Origin of the sequence: Sphaerisporangium sp. NPDC005288 (assembly GCF_040607475.1) — a bacterium.
GTDB classification, from domain to species: Bacteria; Actinomycetota; Actinomycetes; order Streptosporangiales; family Streptosporangiaceae; genus Sphaerisporangium; species Sphaerisporangium rhizosphaerae.
The window spans coordinates 70,031-84,075 of sequence record NZ_JBEXGT010000045.1; the positions used below are offsets into that span (position 1 = coordinate 70,031).

At 72.5% G+C, this 14,045-nt stretch carries 12 protein-coding genes; 9 read left to right on the plus strand and 3 right to left on the minus strand.

The features are described from left to right. Positions 1–72 precede the first annotated feature (72 nt). From ABZU32_RS32955 to ABZU32_RS32985, 7 genes are all read left to right on the plus strand, one after another. Positions 73–1,641 (plus strand): MDR family MFS transporter, encoded by a 1,569-nt coding sequence (locus ABZU32_RS32955; protein WP_354928441.1) that lies wholly within the window; start codon positions 73–75, stop codon positions 1,639–1,641. Between the two features lie 16 nt (positions 1,642–1,657). Then, positions 1,658–2,707, plus strand: a complete 1,050-nt coding sequence (locus tag ABZU32_RS32960) for a Xaa-Pro peptidase family protein (RefSeq protein WP_354850249.1) — start codon at positions 1,658–1,660, stop codon at positions 2,705–2,707. Positions 2,708–2,754: 47 nt separating this feature from the next. Beyond that, a complete protein-coding gene (gene efp / locus ABZU32_RS32965) occupies positions 2,755–3,315 on the plus strand; it encodes an elongation factor P (protein WP_354850252.1) in 561 nt (186 codons plus the stop codon). Position 3,316: 1 nt separating this feature from the next. Next, positions 3,317–3,727: a transcription antitermination factor NusB gene (gene nusB / locus ABZU32_RS32970; protein ID WP_354850255.1), complete on the plus strand. Its 411-nt coding sequence runs from the start codon at positions 3,317–3,319 to the stop codon at positions 3,725–3,727. A gap of 67 nt (positions 3,728–3,794) precedes the next feature. Beyond that, positions 3,795–4,556, plus strand: a complete 762-nt coding sequence (locus ABZU32_RS32975; RefSeq protein ID WP_354928411.1) for a methyltransferase domain-containing protein — start codon at positions 3,795–3,797, stop codon at positions 4,554–4,556. A gap of 125 nt (positions 4,557–4,681) precedes the next feature. Next, positions 4,682–5,875 carry a DNA polymerase IV gene (gene dinB, locus ABZU32_RS32980; protein WP_354928444.1) on the plus strand — a complete coding sequence of 398 codons (1,194 nt, stop codon included), beginning with the start codon at positions 4,682–4,684 and terminating at the stop codon, positions 5,873–5,875. A gap of 147 nt (positions 5,876–6,022) precedes the next feature. Beyond that, positions 6,023–6,415, plus strand: coding sequence for a DUF3040 domain-containing protein (locus tag ABZU32_RS32985; RefSeq protein WP_354850260.1), 393 nt, complete (start codon positions 6,023–6,025; stop codon positions 6,413–6,415). Positions 6,416–6,707: 292 nt separating this feature from the next. Here the strand turns inward: ABZU32_RS32985 and ABZU32_RS32990 are convergent, their stop codons facing one another. From ABZU32_RS32990 to ABZU32_RS33000, 3 genes are read right to left on the minus strand one after another with little or no spacing between them, the layout of a single operon-like run. Beyond that, entirely contained in the window at positions 6,708–9,257 is a 2,550-nt protein-coding gene (locus ABZU32_RS32990) for a DUF3488 and transglutaminase-like domain-containing protein (protein WP_354928414.1), read from the minus strand. Next, positions 9,254–10,534 carry a DUF58 domain-containing protein gene (locus ABZU32_RS32995; protein WP_354928417.1) on the minus strand — a complete coding sequence of 427 codons (1,281 nt, stop codon included), beginning with the start codon at positions 10,532–10,534 and terminating at the stop codon, positions 9,254–9,256. The genes ABZU32_RS32990 and ABZU32_RS32995 overlap by 4 nt, the downstream gene beginning before the upstream one ends. Beyond that, positions 10,534–11,538 carry a MoxR family ATPase gene (locus ABZU32_RS33000; protein WP_354928420.1) on the minus strand — a complete coding sequence of 335 codons (1,005 nt, stop codon included), beginning with the start codon at positions 11,536–11,538 and terminating at the stop codon, positions 10,534–10,536. Before ABZU32_RS33000 ends, ABZU32_RS32995 begins: the two co-directional genes overlap by 1 nt. A gap of 692 nt (positions 11,539–12,230) precedes the next feature. On the opposite strand from ABZU32_RS33000, the gene mraZ reads away from it, so the two are divergent. Beyond that, the gene (gene mraZ / locus ABZU32_RS33005) at positions 12,231–12,662 is read left to right on the plus strand and encodes a division/cell wall cluster transcriptional repressor MraZ (protein WP_248965511.1); all 432 of its coding nucleotides are present in this window, start codon (positions 12,231–12,233) and stop codon (positions 12,660–12,662) included. Positions 12,663–12,955: 293 nt separating this feature from the next. Beyond that, a complete protein-coding gene (gene rsmH, locus ABZU32_RS33010) occupies positions 12,956–13,927 on the plus strand; it encodes a 16S rRNA (cytosine(1402)-N(4))-methyltransferase RsmH (protein ID WP_354928423.1) in 972 nt (323 codons plus the stop codon). The last annotated feature ends 118 nt before the right edge of the window (positions 13,928–14,045 follow it).

The window sequence follows — 14,045 nt, forward strand, 5'->3', positions numbered from 1 at the left end:
CTGTTTGACAGGTAAACAGGTCTCTAATACAAATAGTTGGTAAAAGCTGAAAACTGGGGGCCTGTAGTGGTGGTGCAGGGGGACACCCGGGCGGACGCGCATGGCGAGTCGGGGGGCCGCCGGACCTACACTCATCGCGAGATCCTCAAGGTCATGTCCGGGCTGCTCATCGCCCTGATGACCTCGATGATCTCGACGTCTTTGGTCGGCAACGCGCTGCCCACCATCGTGGGCGAGTTCCGTGCGCAGGACGAGCTCGCCTGGGTCGCGAGCGCGCCGCTGCTGACGATGACCGCCTCCACGCCGCTGTGGGGCAGGCTGTCAGACCTGTTCGGGCGCAAGCGCATGTTCCAGCTCGCCCTGGTGGTGTTCATCGCCGCCTCCCTGCTGGCGGGCGCGTCGCAGAGCGTCGGCATGCTCGTCAGCGCCCGCGCCCTGCAGGGCATCGGCACCGGCGGCCTGTCGGCGCTGACCCAGGTGATCCTCGGCGACGTGGTGCTTCCGCGCGAGCGGGGCCGCTACTCCGGCTACATCGGCGCGGTCTTCGGCGTCTCCACGGTCGGCGGCCCGCTGCTCGGCGGGTTCATCGTGGACGCCCCGTGGCTCGGCTGGCGCTGGTGCTTCTACATCTGCGTCCCCTTCGCCCTGGTGGCCTTCGCCGTCATCCAGCGGGTGCTGCGCCACGACCGCGACCCCCGCGACGCCCGCGTCGACTGGTGGGGCGCCTTCGCCATCACCGGCGGGGCCAGCGCGCTGATGCTGCTGCTGTCGTTCGGCGGCGACGAGTTCGCGTGGAACTCCGGCTGGAGCTTCGGCCTGGGCGCCCTCGCGGCGGTGCTGGTCGCCCTGTCGATCCTCGCCGAGCGCCGCGCCGCCGACCCCATCCTGCCGCCGCGCCTGTTCCGTGACCGCACCTTCGTCCTGGCCGGCGGCGCCTCCCTGCTGGTCGGCCTCGCCCTGTACGGCGCGATGACCTACCTGCCGCAGTACTTCCAGGTCGTCAAGGGCATGAGCCCCACCATGTCCGGCATCATGACCACGCCACTGGTGCTGAGCCTGCTGGTATCGGCCGTGGCCTCCGGGCGCGTGGTCACCCGCACGGGCCGGTGGAAGATCTTCCCGGTGGCGGGCCTGCTGCTGATCTGCGCCGGCAGCGCTCTGCTGTCGCTGCTGCGCACCGACTCCAGCGGCTGGAGCATCGGCCTGGACACCGCCCTGCTCGGCACCGGGTTCGGCTTCAGCATGCAGATGCTCGTCCTGGCCGCCCAGAACGCCGCGCAGGCGCGCGACATGGCCGTGTCCACCTCCGGCGTCTCCTTCTTCCGCAACCTCGGCGGAGCGGTGGGCGTGGCGGCCCTGGGAGCCCTGCTCACCACCCGGGTCAGGGACGAGATCACGGCCATGGTGGCCTCCGGCCGCGTCCCGGTCCCGGCGGGCGCCGACCTCGGTCTCGGCACCCCCGACGCCATCAGACGGCTGTCCCCGGCCCTGCAGCACATCGTCGTGGAATCCTTCACCGCCGCCATGCAGTCGGTGTTCCTGGCGTGCGTCCCGGCGGCCGTCATCGGCTTCGTCGCGGTGATCTACCTGCGCGAGCTGCCGCTGCGCTCCTCCCGCAACGTCCCGGCGAAGGCCGGCTGACCGTACAGTTCGGGACATGACCATCATGTACGAATCGCGGAGGGCCAGGGTCGCGGCCCTGCTGGCCGAGCGCGGGGTCACCGCCCTGCTGGTCACCCGCGGCGTCAACGTCCGCTACCTCACCGGCCTGGTCAGCTCGAACGCCGCCGTGCTCGTGCGCGCGGACGCCTCCGCGGTCCTCGCGACCGACTCCCGCTACATCGAGACCGCCCGCCGCGACTGCCCCGGCGTCGAGGTCGTCCAGGAGCGCGACGTGGCCGGCGCCCTGGCCTCGATGGCCGACCGGCCGGCCATCGAGGCCCACGACATGTCCGTGGCCCGCTACCGGCGGCTCGGCGGCGACCTGCCGCCGGTCGAGGGCCTGGTGGAGGCCGTGCGCGTCGTGAAGGACGAGCCGGAGATCCAGGCGCTGCGCACCGCGTGCGAGCTGACCGACCGCGCCTTCGCCGACGTGGTCGCCGCGATCGCCCCCGGCATGACCGAACGGCAGGTCGCCCGCGCCCTGGAGGCCCGCATGATGGAGCTCGGAGCCGACAAACCCGCCTTCGACACCATCGTGGCGAGCGGGCCGAACGGCGCCGTCCCCCACCACAGCCCCGGCGAGCGCCCCATCGAGCGCGGCGACCTGGTCACCATCGACTTCGGCGCCCTGTACGGCGGCTACCACGCCGACATGACCAGGACCGTCGCCGTCGGCCCGGTGGCCGGGTGGCAGCGAGAGCTGTACGACCTGGTCAGGGCGGCGCAACGCGCCGGGCGGCACGCGCTCGCGCCGGGCGCGGCCGCGGCCGAGGTGGACGCCGCCGCGCGCGAGGTGATCGACGCCGCCGGGCACGCCGCGCACTTCGGCCACGGTCTCGGGCACGGCGTGGGCCTGGAGATCCACGAGGACCCGTTCCTGCGTCCCGCCGGTGCCGGTAGACTTGACGATCGGGTTCCGATCACCGTCGAGCCCGGCGTCTACCTGCCAGGCAGGGGCGGCGTCCGCATCGAGGACACCCTCGTGACGCGCGCCGGCGGCCCGGAGCTCCTCACCCGCACCACCAAGGAGCTGCTGGTCCTGTGAGGCGGAACGGCGCTCAGTGTGACCATGACGACGCAGGAGAGTAACGAGTGGCGACGACCAACGACCTCAAGACCGGCCTGGTGCTCAAGCTCGAAGGCGGCGACCTCTGGAGCGTGGTGGATTTCCAGCACGTCAAGCCCGGCAAGGGCGGCGCCTTCGTCCGCACCAAGCTCAAGAACGTGCTCTCCGGCAAGGTCGTCGACAAGACCTTCAACGCCGGCGTGAAGGTCGAGGTGGCCAACGTCGACAAGCGCGAGATGCAGTTCTCCTACCTCGACGGCGACGACTTCGTCTTCATGGACACCGAGACCTACGACATGCTGAACGTGTCGCGGGCGACCGTCGGTGACGCGGCCAACTACCTGCTGGAGAACACCCTGGCGACGGTGGCCGTCAACGAGGGCAACGTCCTGTACGTCGAGCTCCCGGCGGCCGTCGAGCTGCTCATCGCCCAGACCGAGCCCGGGCTGCAGGGCGACCGCTCGACCGGCGGCACCAAGCCCGCCACGCTCGAGACCGGCGCCGAGATCAAGGTGCCGCTGTTCATCACGACGGGTGAGAAGGTCAAGGTCGACACTCGCACCGGCGAGTACCTCGGCCGGGCCTGAGGTGTCGGCTCGGGGAAAGGCTCGCAGGCGCGCCCTTGACATCCTCTTCGAGGCGGAACTGCGCGACGAGCCGCCGGTCGGCGTGCTCGCCGAACGGGTGGAGCGCGCCGAGCCGCCCGTCAACGAGTACACCGCGACGCTGGTCGAAGGCGTGAGCCGCCACCGCTCGCGCATCGACGAGCTGATCTCGACCTACTCCGAGGGCTGGACCCTCGACCGCATGCCCGCCGTCGACCGCAACCTGCTGCGGGCCGGCACCTACGAGCTGCTGTGGGTCACCGACGTTCCCGAGGCGGTGGTCATCAGCGAGTGGGTGCACCTGGCCTCCGAGCTGTCCACCGACGAGTCGCCGCAGTTCGTCAACGGCCTGCTCGCCCGTTTCAAGCAGCTCAAGCCGTCTCTCGCCCTCTGAGGCCGGGCCGTGGCCCGCACGGCGTAGGCTGGGGCCGACCGACATGCTTTTAGGAGGCGAGCCGAAGTTGCGCACCGAAGGCGCCGCACGCCAGGCGGCCACCTCTCCGGCGGTGCGCACCGCCGTGGTGTGGGACGCGCTGCTGGCCGCGCTGGCCGGCCGGGTCGGCGCCACCGGGCGCGAACGGCTCGACATCGTCGACGCCGGCGGCGGCACGGGCGGGTTCGCCGTGCCGCTCGCCGTGCGGGGCCACGCCGTCACGGTGGTCGACCCCAGCCCCGACTCGCTGGCCGCCCTCGAACGCCGGGCGGCCGAGGCGGGGGTGAGCGTCAAGGGCATCCAGGGCGACGCCTCCGACCTGCGCGAGCTGCTCGAGCCGGGCTGCGCCGACCTGGTGCTGTGCCACAGCGTGCTGGAGTACGTCGAGGACCCCGCGAGCGCCCTGGAGGCCGTCGCCGCCGTGCTCAGGCCCGGCGGGGTGGTCAGCGTCCTTGCGGCCAACCCGGTCGCCACGGCGATCCACCGCTCCCTGTCGGGCCATTTCGACGAGGCCCGGCAGGCTCTGGCCGATCCGGCCGGCCGGTGGGGTGAGCACGACCCGACGCCACGGCGTTTCAGCGGCGAGGCGCTCGCCGGCCTGCTGGCGGCGGCCGGGTTCACCCCCGGTGAGGCCAGGGGCGTGCGCGTCTTCGCCGACCTGGTGCCGGGCCGGCTGCTGGACGGCGAGCCGGGGGCCGCGCGGGCGCTGATCGCGCTCGAACAGGCCGCCGCCGCCCACCCGGTGCTGCGCGACATCGCCACCCAGCTCCACTTCCTCGGGCACCGATGAGGGGCCTCTCTCGCCGGCGCGCCCGCCGGATGGAACGCCCGTTCGGATAGGATGACCTCGTGTCGCGCAAGCAGGTTCTGCGGTCCGAGCCGGGGCCGCACCACCAGGGCCCGGGCCGGGCCCCGCTGGCCGACGACACCGGCTGCCCGATCCTGCACGTCGACATGGACGCCTTCTTCGCCAGCGTCGAACTGCTCGAACGCCCCGAGCTGAAGGGCACCCCCGTGATCATCGGCGCCGCGGGCGCCCGGGGGGTCGTGCTCAGCGCCACCTACGAGGCGCGGCGGTTCGGGGTGCACTCGGCGATGCCGATGACCCGCGCCCGCCGCCTGTGCCCGCAGGCCGTGATCATCCCGCCCAGCCACGGCAAGTACTCCGAGGTCTCCAAGGGCGTGATGGAGATCTTCCACACCATCACGCCCGAGGTCGAGCCGATCGCCTCCGACGAGGCGTTCCTCGACGTGCGCGGTGCCGTGCGCCGGCTCGGGCCGCCCGCCGAGATCGCCGCGCTCATCCGCGCCCAGGTCGCCGAGCGTCACGGCATCACCTGCTCGGTCGGCGTCGCGAGCAGCAAATTCGTCGCCAAGCTCGCCTCCCGGCACTGCAAGCCCGATGGCCTGCTGGTCATCCCCGCCGACGGGGTCGTGGAGTTCCTCCACCCGCTGCCGGTCGCCGCCCTGTGGGGCGTCGGCGAGCGCACCGAGCAGGCCCTGGTGCGCCTCGGCATCAAGACCGTGGGCGATCTGGCCCACGTGCCCGCATCGACCCTCCAGCGCGAGTTCGGGGCCGTCGGGACCCATCTGGCGGCCCTCGCCTGGGGGCGCGACGAGCGCAGGGTCACCCCGCACGCCCCCGACAAGAGCATCGGCGCCGAAGAGACCTTCTCCCACGACGTGGACGACCCCGAGGCCATCCAGCGCGAGCTGCTGCGGCTGTCCGAGCGGGTCGCCGCCCGGCTGCGCGCGGGCGGCCACGTCGGCCGCACGGTGAGCGTCAAGCTCCGCCGCTCCGACTTCACGACGATCACCCGCTCGCGCACGCTCCGTGAGGCGACCGATGTGGCGAAAGAGATATATGCCACTGCCTGTGCGCTCTACCGGGCCGCCGGTCTGGAGCGCGTACGGCTCCGTCTGGTCGGCGTGCGGGTCGAGAACCTCCGTCCCGCGGGCACCGCGACGCATCAGCTCGGTCTCGGAGAACGGGAAACGGGCTGGCGGGAGGCCGAAATGGCGATGGACCGCGCCACGCGGAGGTTCGGCCCCGAGGCGGTCCGCCCGGCTTCGCTCGTTCGCCCTCGGTTCGATGGAATGGATCTATGACGTCACCTCCGGTTTGGTCTACGTTGGACGTTTTCTTTCGCCTACGTCTACAGCCTCGTATTCTGGGGATAACCGACCGCGAGGTCCGGACACCCTGTGGTGCCCGTTGCCGTCTTCCCCGACTAGGGGCCGTCCTTGGGAGGCGCCGTGCCGCTCTCTGAGCACGAGCAGCGCTTGCTCGACCAGATCGAGCAGGCCCTTTATGCCGAGGACCCGAAGTGGGCCAATACCGTTCGGATCAGTGATCCGCGCAACCACTACAAGCGCCGCCTGGTCAAAGCCGCCATCGGCTTCGTCCTCGGTGTCGTCCTGTTGATGGTCGGCGTCGTGGCACCCGACCTGATCCCGCTCAGTGTCGTCGGCTTTGTGGTCATGCTCGCCGCATGCATGTGGGGCCTGTCGTGCTGGAAACGCATGAACGGGTTCGGCGGTGAGACGAGGCCGGGCGCCACCGGAAAGCCGGACCGCCGGCGGGGCGCGAAGCCGAGTTTCATGGAGCGCATGGAAGAGCGCTGGCGCCGCAGGGGCGAAGAACGCTGATCCGCCGCGGCGGGCCCCCGTGATCCCACGGCGACGGCCCGCCCCCGGCGGCCCTGCACGCTCCTCCCACTCCGGCGACCCGACGGCGACTTCTCACCCGCCCGAATCTCCGCACGCACGGTGACCATCCCCTCTACCCACCGCGACTCCGCACCCGCGTGTCATCACCGGGGAAGATCTTCCCTCGGAGAATCCCCGCATCCGCGCGCGCACGACCGCGAAGGCCCCTACGTGGAAGGTGCGGCGTGAAGGCCCGCAGGTCGCCTGCGGGCCTTCGGTGACGGGGGTCGGGTCAGCGGCGGGAGCCGGTCAGCACCCGCTCCTCCACGAGGTCGGCGCCGGTGGGCTCGGCGACGTCGCGGCGGCGCGGCCACAGGCGCAGCGTCTCCAGCCGGTCGAACCCGTCGAGCACCTTCTCCCCGGCGTGCCTGAGCCGGCGCAGCGTGGAGGGCGGCAGCAGCGTGGCCCGCAGCCGCCGCCCGCGCGTGACCCCGGCGCGCAGGGCGTCCCGCACGCGCCGCAGATCGCCGTCCAGCGGGCGCACCGGCCCCGGCGTCCGCGCGTACCGAATGCGCTCCTCGGCCGCGGCGATGGCCGTGACCGAGGCGGCGGCGTCCTGGTCCAGCCCGCACTGCTCGGCGACCCTGCGCGCCAGGGCGCGCGGGCTCTCGCTCGCCTCGTGGCCCAGTCCGAGGTCGTAAAGCGTGTCGATCAGCTCCTGCCAGGACCCGTGCACGGCCTCGCCCAGGTGGGCCGCCGGCGCCGGGACCCGCCCCTGCGTCCGCACCTCTGACGGTCCGGCCATGCCCGCCCGCCTCTCCGGCGGTGCGGTGCCCGCCGGTACCTCCGGCGAGGTGGCGTCCAAGGCGAGCCCGCCGACGCCGGCCCTCGCCCAGGCGCGCCGGCGCCGGCGGCGCACCACCGTCCGCGCGGCGGCCGGGATGAGCCCGATGAGCAGCAGGATGCCCACGCCGATGCCGATCTTGCCGGCCAGGGGCACACCGGGGTCCACGGCCACCGGGTCCACCGGCAGGCCGGTGTCGGGGTCGCGGGGGGTGCGCCCGCGGGCCCCGAGCGCGCCGGCCGGGTCACTGGTCTCGGTCCCGTCGCTCGGGCCGGCGCTCGGGACGTCCCCGGGGGCGGCGGCGTCGACCGGCGGGCGGCTGTAGTCGGGGACGCGGGCGGTGGCCTGTCCGAGGCCGCCGGAGGGGGTGGGCTCGAACCGCAGCCAGCCGGCCCCCTGGAAGTACAGCTCGGGCCAGGCGTGCAGGTCGTGGGTGCGCACCTGCCAGGTCCCGCCGATGAAGCTGCCGCCGGTGTAGCCGATGCCGACGCGCGCGGGGATGCCGAGGACGCGGGCCATCACGGCCATGGCCGCGGCGAACTGCTCGCAGTAGCCGGCGCGGTTGCGCAGGAAGTCGGCCAGCGCGTCGTTGCCGTTGCCCTGGGTGGCCAGGCTGTAGACGAAGTCGCCGCCGGTGAACCACGACTGCAGCTTGACCGCCATCTCGTAGGGCGTGTCGGTGTCGGAGACCCGCTCGTGGGCCAGCGCGCGGATCTGCCGCGGCAGGTCCGGGGGGAGGGCGAGGTAGCGCGTCAGGATCTCGGGATCGGAGGCGGGGAGCATCGCCCGCAGCTCCTCGGCGGGTGGCTGCGGCTCCTGCCCGGTGACGCTGTAGGTCTGCCCGCCGGCCGTGTCGCGCGTGGAGAACACCATCAGGCTGCTCTGGTCGGCGCGCCAGTCGCCGTCGACCCGCACCGTGGAGGACGGGTAGGGCAGGGGCAGGAAGCTGAGCCCCTCCACGTCGTCGCTGACGGTGATCCGGGTGCTGAACGGCTTGAGCGGGACCAGCGTCGACAGGCCGGGCGGCGGGGGCATCGGCCCCTCCGAGACGCGGTCCTCGGGCCGCCCCTTGGGCTGCGACATCGTCCACTGCGCGCCGTCGAAGGTGTCCAGGGCGTACATGCGCAGGTAGCGCGGGACGTTGTCGTTGTTGCTGTAGGTCAGCACCGTGGCGTTCGCCGGCTGGGTGAGCTGGCCGCGCAGGCTGGCGATCGGGTTGGGGATGGTGATCGTGTTGCCGCCCCTGCCGTCGCCCGACCCCACGCCGAAGCCGAACAGCGGGCTCGGCTCCAGCGTCGGCAGCAGCGCGGGCAGCAGGATGGCCAGGGCGATCGCCGCGAAGCCGATGCGCTTGCCGGTCACCGACAGCGGGGCGGTGTCCACCTGCGCGCGGGCGCCGGTGCCGCGCGAGCGGCGCACCAGGACGGCGCGACCCCAGTGACTGAGGCGCTCGCGCCCGTCGGCGGTGAGCAACCCCACGTACCCGAGGGCGCCGATGATGAACGCCGGCCAGCCGATCGGGTCGGTCAGCACCGCCGCCGGGACGGTGAACAGGGCCAGCAGCGGCAGCCCGGCCAGCGCCGCCCGGCGCAGTCGCACGGCCGTCAGGTCGACCAGCACGGCGATCAGGCCGATGCCGCCCACCGCGAGCAGCGCGATCGGCGGTTGGTCGGGCACGGGCGCCGCGTAGTGCTGGATGTCCGACAGCCCCTGCCCGAGCAGCCCGGCCAGGGAGAGGGCGGAGTCCTTGGTGGGGAGGATCCAGGCCCAGTTGTCGTCGCGGGTGAACACCACCGTGAGGTAGACCCCGAGCACGAGAAGCTCGGCCGGGGGGCCGAGCCATCGCGGCGTGGTGTGGCGCGCGGTGAGCACGGAGGCGGCGACGATCACGATGATCGCGCCCATGCCCGCCCAGAACCAGGTGCCCCCGCGGAACAGCGGGTAGAGGGTGAGGGATGCCGCGGCCGTGGCCAGGCCCGCCGCGATCGGAAGTCTCATGCGGCGTCTCCTGCCGTCATCGGTTCCGGCGGGCCGGCGTACCGGCCGCTCTGGCCGGCCTCCTGCCAGACGGCCGCCAGGGAGGTGCCCGCGGGCAGCCGCACGACGCGCCAGCCCGACCCGGCCAGCACGGCCCGCGCCGTCTCGAACGACTCGTCCACCTGCGGATGGTGGGCGGGGGTCTGCTGCCAGCCGCGCACGTCGAGCATGACCGCGACGCCGGTGACGCCGCCGGTGCGCAGCCGGGCGAGCGCCTGGGCCTCCTCGGCGTCCAGGTCGCCGAGGACGGCGACGATGAGGCCGTCACCGCCGCCCTGGCGCAGCGCGGTGACGCCGGACTCCAGCGAGCGGGCGGTGCTCTGCCGCACGACGGCGAGCGCGTCCAGCAAGGCGTGGCCGCCCACGGAGTCGGGCAGGTGCTGGGCGCCCTGGTCGGTGACCAGCCGCAGGCCGAGGCCCTCACGGGCCAGCTGCATCCCGATCGAGGCGGCGGCCGAGACGCCCACCTCGAAGGACGAGCGCGGGCCCTCGCCGCGGTGGGCGTGCCTGCGGGTGTCCAGCAGCAGCGCGCCCCGGCTCTGCCACTGCTGCTCCTCGCGGCGGACCATCAGCTCGCCGTACCGCGCGGTCGAGCGCCAGTGCACCCGGCGCAGGTCGTCGCCCTGGCGGTACTCGCGCGGGCCGATGTCGTCGTCGCCGGCCGCCGCCACGCTGGTGCTGCGGCTGTCGCCGCCACCGGTCAGCTCGCCCGACAGGCGCACGTGGGGGAGCGGCACGACCTCGGGGATGACCATCAGCGTGTCGGTGGCCGTGAACGCGCGGGTCAGCTCGACCAGGCCGAACGGGTCGGCGATGCGCACCGACAGGGGCCCGACGGGAAACCGGCCCCGAAGGTCGGAGCGGACCTTGTAGTCGATCTCCCGGACGCCCTGCGATTCCACCCGGTCGAGGACGAACCGGGGACGGGTGCCGACGGCGTAGGGGACGGTGTCCTCGATCAGCAGCAGCCCCGTGGGCAGCCGCGTGACGTTCTCCAGCCGCACGGTGACCGTGCTGTCGGAGCCGACCTCGACCCTCGCGGGGTCCAGCCGCCGCGCGCAGCTCAGGCGGTAGCGGGTGCGGGCCACGACCAGGGCGGCGATCAGCGGCAACGCGATGATGAGCACGCTCACCCGCAGCAGGTCGTGCTCGCCGAGGAAGAAGGCGCACAGCAGGGCCGCGGCGCCCGAGGCCAGGAACGAGCGGCCGCGCGAGGTGAGCGCCCGGAGCCCCGCCATCACCGTTCCGGCCCCTCCCCGCCGTACCCCCTCTCCCGGCTGTCCGGCACCGGGACGCGGTGGACCAGCTCGGCCAGGACGTGCTCGGGACGGCGGCGCCGGCCCTGGGCCTCCAGGCTCGGGAGCAGGCGGTGGGCCAGCACCGGGACGGCCAGCTCCTGCAGGTCGTCGGGGATGACGTAGTCGCGCCCGGCGAGCGCGGCGTGGGCGCGGGCGGCGCGCACCAGGTGGAGGGTCGCGCGCGGCGAGGCGCCGAGCCGCAGGTCGGGGGACTGGCGGGTGGCGGACACCAGGTCGATGGCGTACTTCTTGACCGGCTGGGAGACGTAGACGGCGCGCACGGCGTCGATGAGGGCCTGCACCTCCGCGGTCGTGGCGACCGGCTCCAGCTTGTCCAGCGGCGAGGAGGCGCCGTGGGAGTCGAGCATCTTCAGCTCGGCGGCGGCCTCGGGGTAGCCCATCGCGATGCGGGCGGTGAAGCGGTCGCGCTGCGCCTCGGGGAGGGGGTAGGTGCCCTCCATCTCGATCGGGTTCTGGGTCGCGATGACCATGAACGGCGCCTCGAGGTGGTAGGTGACGCCGTCGACGGTGACCTGGTGCTCCTCCATGCATTCCAGCAGCGCCGACTGGGTCTTGGGGGAGGCGCGGTTGATCTCGTCGCCGACGACGATGTTGGCGAAGACCGGGCCGGGCTTGAACTCGAACTCGCGGGACTGCTGGTTGAAGGCGCTGACGCCCGTGATGTCGCTGGGAAGCAGGTCGGGGGTGAACTGGACGCGGCGCACGGGGCAGGCGATCGAGCGGGCCAGCGCCTTGGCCAGCATGGTCTTGCCGACGCCCGGCACGTCCTCGATGAGCAGGTGCCCTTCGGCGAGGAGCACCGTGAGGGTGAGCCGGACGACGTCGTCCTTGCCCTCGATGACCGATTCGATCGCCTCACGGATCCGGTGCGCCGTGGCGACCAGACCTTCCAGCTCCTGTCCGACATCGTGGGTTATTCCCACCGGGCCTCCATGAGGGTGTGGCAGCCCCACGCGTGGATCGTTTCGCGGGGGGCTTTGCTTTCCTTTTCCATTGTGCGTACCGACACTACGGTGCCGTGCGTTCCAGGGCGACTATCCGTCATATTCGGGATGAACAGCCCTAGTGTTCTTCTCCGCGGTCGCGTTCAGGTGCCGCCGATGTGCGAATCCCGTGACACTGCGCCGCGTCCGGGGCCTCCGCTTTCCCCGCCCCGCGCGGCGGCCGGCCGGCAGCCGCGCTTCCCGCCGACCCGCCTCGCCTGGGGCGCTCCTCTATTCCCCACCCGCCTCGCCGGGGGCGCTCCACTTTCCTCCACCGGCAACGGGTGCCGGCGGCACCACTTTTCCCCACCCGCGCCGCCGATGTCGGGCGCTCCGCCTTTCCCCGCCGCCGTGCGCACCGCGGCCCCGTCCTCCCCGGCCCGGAAAGGATGCGGGCGCGGGCCGGTTCGAGTGGTGTCAAGAAGGCGGTGCGACACGCCCGGGGCGTGTGCGGCGACGTGAGGCGCTCCACTTCGCTCCACCGCTGCTGACCTGCGCAAACGCTGGGCGTATATCGGCGCGGCGCGGTCTGGATCAGTTGACGGTGGGGAGAAGTGGAGTATGGTGGTGCGCAGTGGAGGGGCTGGGGTAGTAGCGACCAGTCTTTCCACGTGGCACGGGAGGTGGGGCCGGTGTTCCTCGGCACCCATCAACCGCGTCTGGACGAGAAAGGACGACTGTTCCTGCCGGCGAAGTACCGTGAGGAGCTGGCGGAGGGTCTTGTGATCACCAAGGGCCAGGAGCGGTGCCTCTACGTCTTTCCCGTAGAGGAGTTCCAGCGCATCACCGAGGCGCTGCGTACCGCGCCCGTGACAGCCAAGGCCGTCCGCGATTACAGTCGTGTCTTCTTCGCCAGTGCTTCCGACGAGACGCCCGACAAACAGGGGCGGATCACCATTCCCCAGAGCCTGCGCGAGTACGCGGGCCTCCGCCGAGACTGTGTGGTCATCGGGGCCAACACCCGGCTGGAGATCTGGGACGCGACGGCCTGGGACACCTATCTGGCCGACCAAGAGCAGGCGTTCTCCGAGCTGTCGGAGGAGGTGCTGCCAGGAGTTCTTTGACACTAGGTCGACTCGTCGGTGAAAACGTCGTTCGGCGAGGTCTCCACCCGCTCCCATGGTGCCGGGAAGGTTCCCGGTCACCGCAGCGCCGCCGCCAGCTGATGCACCTTCCCCGGTGTCAGGTGGCGGGGCGCGAAGAGGGGACGCGGATGGGGACCTGGCCGGGCGAGCCGTTCAGTGGCGCGGGGGCGTGGCCCTCCGGCGAGGTGACCGAAAAGCAAGGCCGCGAATCCGCGAGCAGGACGTGTCCGGGGGCCATGGACACGACCGAGGCGGCAAAAGGGGGTTAGACCATGCATGTCCACGATCACGCCGAGCCGGGCGGTCACGTCCCGGTGATGCTTCAGCGCGTCCTCGAACTGCTCGCGCCGGCGCTCGAAGGTCCGAGCCCCGTGGTGGTGGACGCCAACCTCGGGCTGGGCGGGCACGCCGAGGCGCTGCTCGCCGCGCACCCGGGTTTGCACCTGATCGGCATCGACCGCGATCCGACCGCCATCGAGCGCTCCACCGCGCGCCTCGCGCCGTACGCCGCGCGCACCACCCTGGTGCGGGCCGTCTCCGACGAGCTTCCCGAGGTGCTTGCGCGCGCCGGCCATCCCCGCGTCGACGGCGCTCTGTTCGACCTCGGGGTGTCCTCCCCGCAGCTCGACGAGGCCGGCCGCGGGTTCGCCTACTCCTATGACGCCCCGCTGGACATGCGCATGGACCCCGAGCAGGCGCTCACCGCCGACGGCGTGGTCAACACCTACTCCGAGGGGGAGTTGACGCGCATCCTCCGCGACTACGGCGAAGAGCGTTTCGCCGCCCGCGTCGCGCGGTTCATCGTCCGCGAGCGGGAGGCCGAGCCGATCACCTCGACCAAGCGACTGGCGGAGATCGTCCGCGAGGCGATCCCCGCCGCCACCCGCCGTACCGGCGGAAACCCCGCTAAAAGAACGTTCCAGGCGTTACGCATCGAGGTGAACGGGGAGTTGTCCGCTCTCGAAGGAGCGCTCCCCGCGGCACTCGACGCACTGAAGGTCGGAGGGCGCGTGGTCGTGCTCTCCTACCACTCACTGGAGGACCGGCTGTGCAAGCAGGTCCTCACGGCGCGAACCAGGGACACCAGCCCTCCGGGGCTGCCCGTCCCGCTGCCGGCCCACCAGCCGCGGTTCCGTCTGGTGACGAGGGGAGCCGAGCTCCCAGACGAGGAGGAGGTGGCGCGCAACCCGCGCGCCGCCTCGGCCAGGTTGCGGGCGGCAGAGAGGATCCGGGAGCCGGAATGAGCATCGACAAGGAGACAATGCAGACCGACGGCGGCACGGCGACCGCCGTCGGTGAACGCCCCATGCGCGCGGCGCGCGGCGCCCGTGTGGCCCCCGCGCCGGCCCGGCCCGACCGCAC

What these genes read in the sequence shown, in the direction of transcription:
- ABZU32_RS32995 (WP_354928417.1), bottom strand. Translation starts at nt 10,534, where the DNA reads ATGGCGGGGCTCCGGGCGCTCACCTCGCGCGGCCGCTCGTTCCTGGCC.
- ABZU32_RS32960 (WP_354850249.1), top strand. Translation starts at nt 1,658, where the DNA reads ATGACCATCATGTACGAATCGCGGAGGGCCAGGGTCGCGGCCCTGCTG.
- rsmH (WP_354928423.1), top strand. Translation starts at nt 12,956, where the DNA reads ATGCATGTCCACGATCACGCCGAGCCGGGCGGTCACGTCCCGGTGATG.
- ABZU32_RS32990 (WP_354928414.1), bottom strand. Translation starts at nt 9,257, where the DNA reads ATGAGACTTCCGATCGCGGCGGGCCTGGCCACGGCCGCGGCATCCCTC.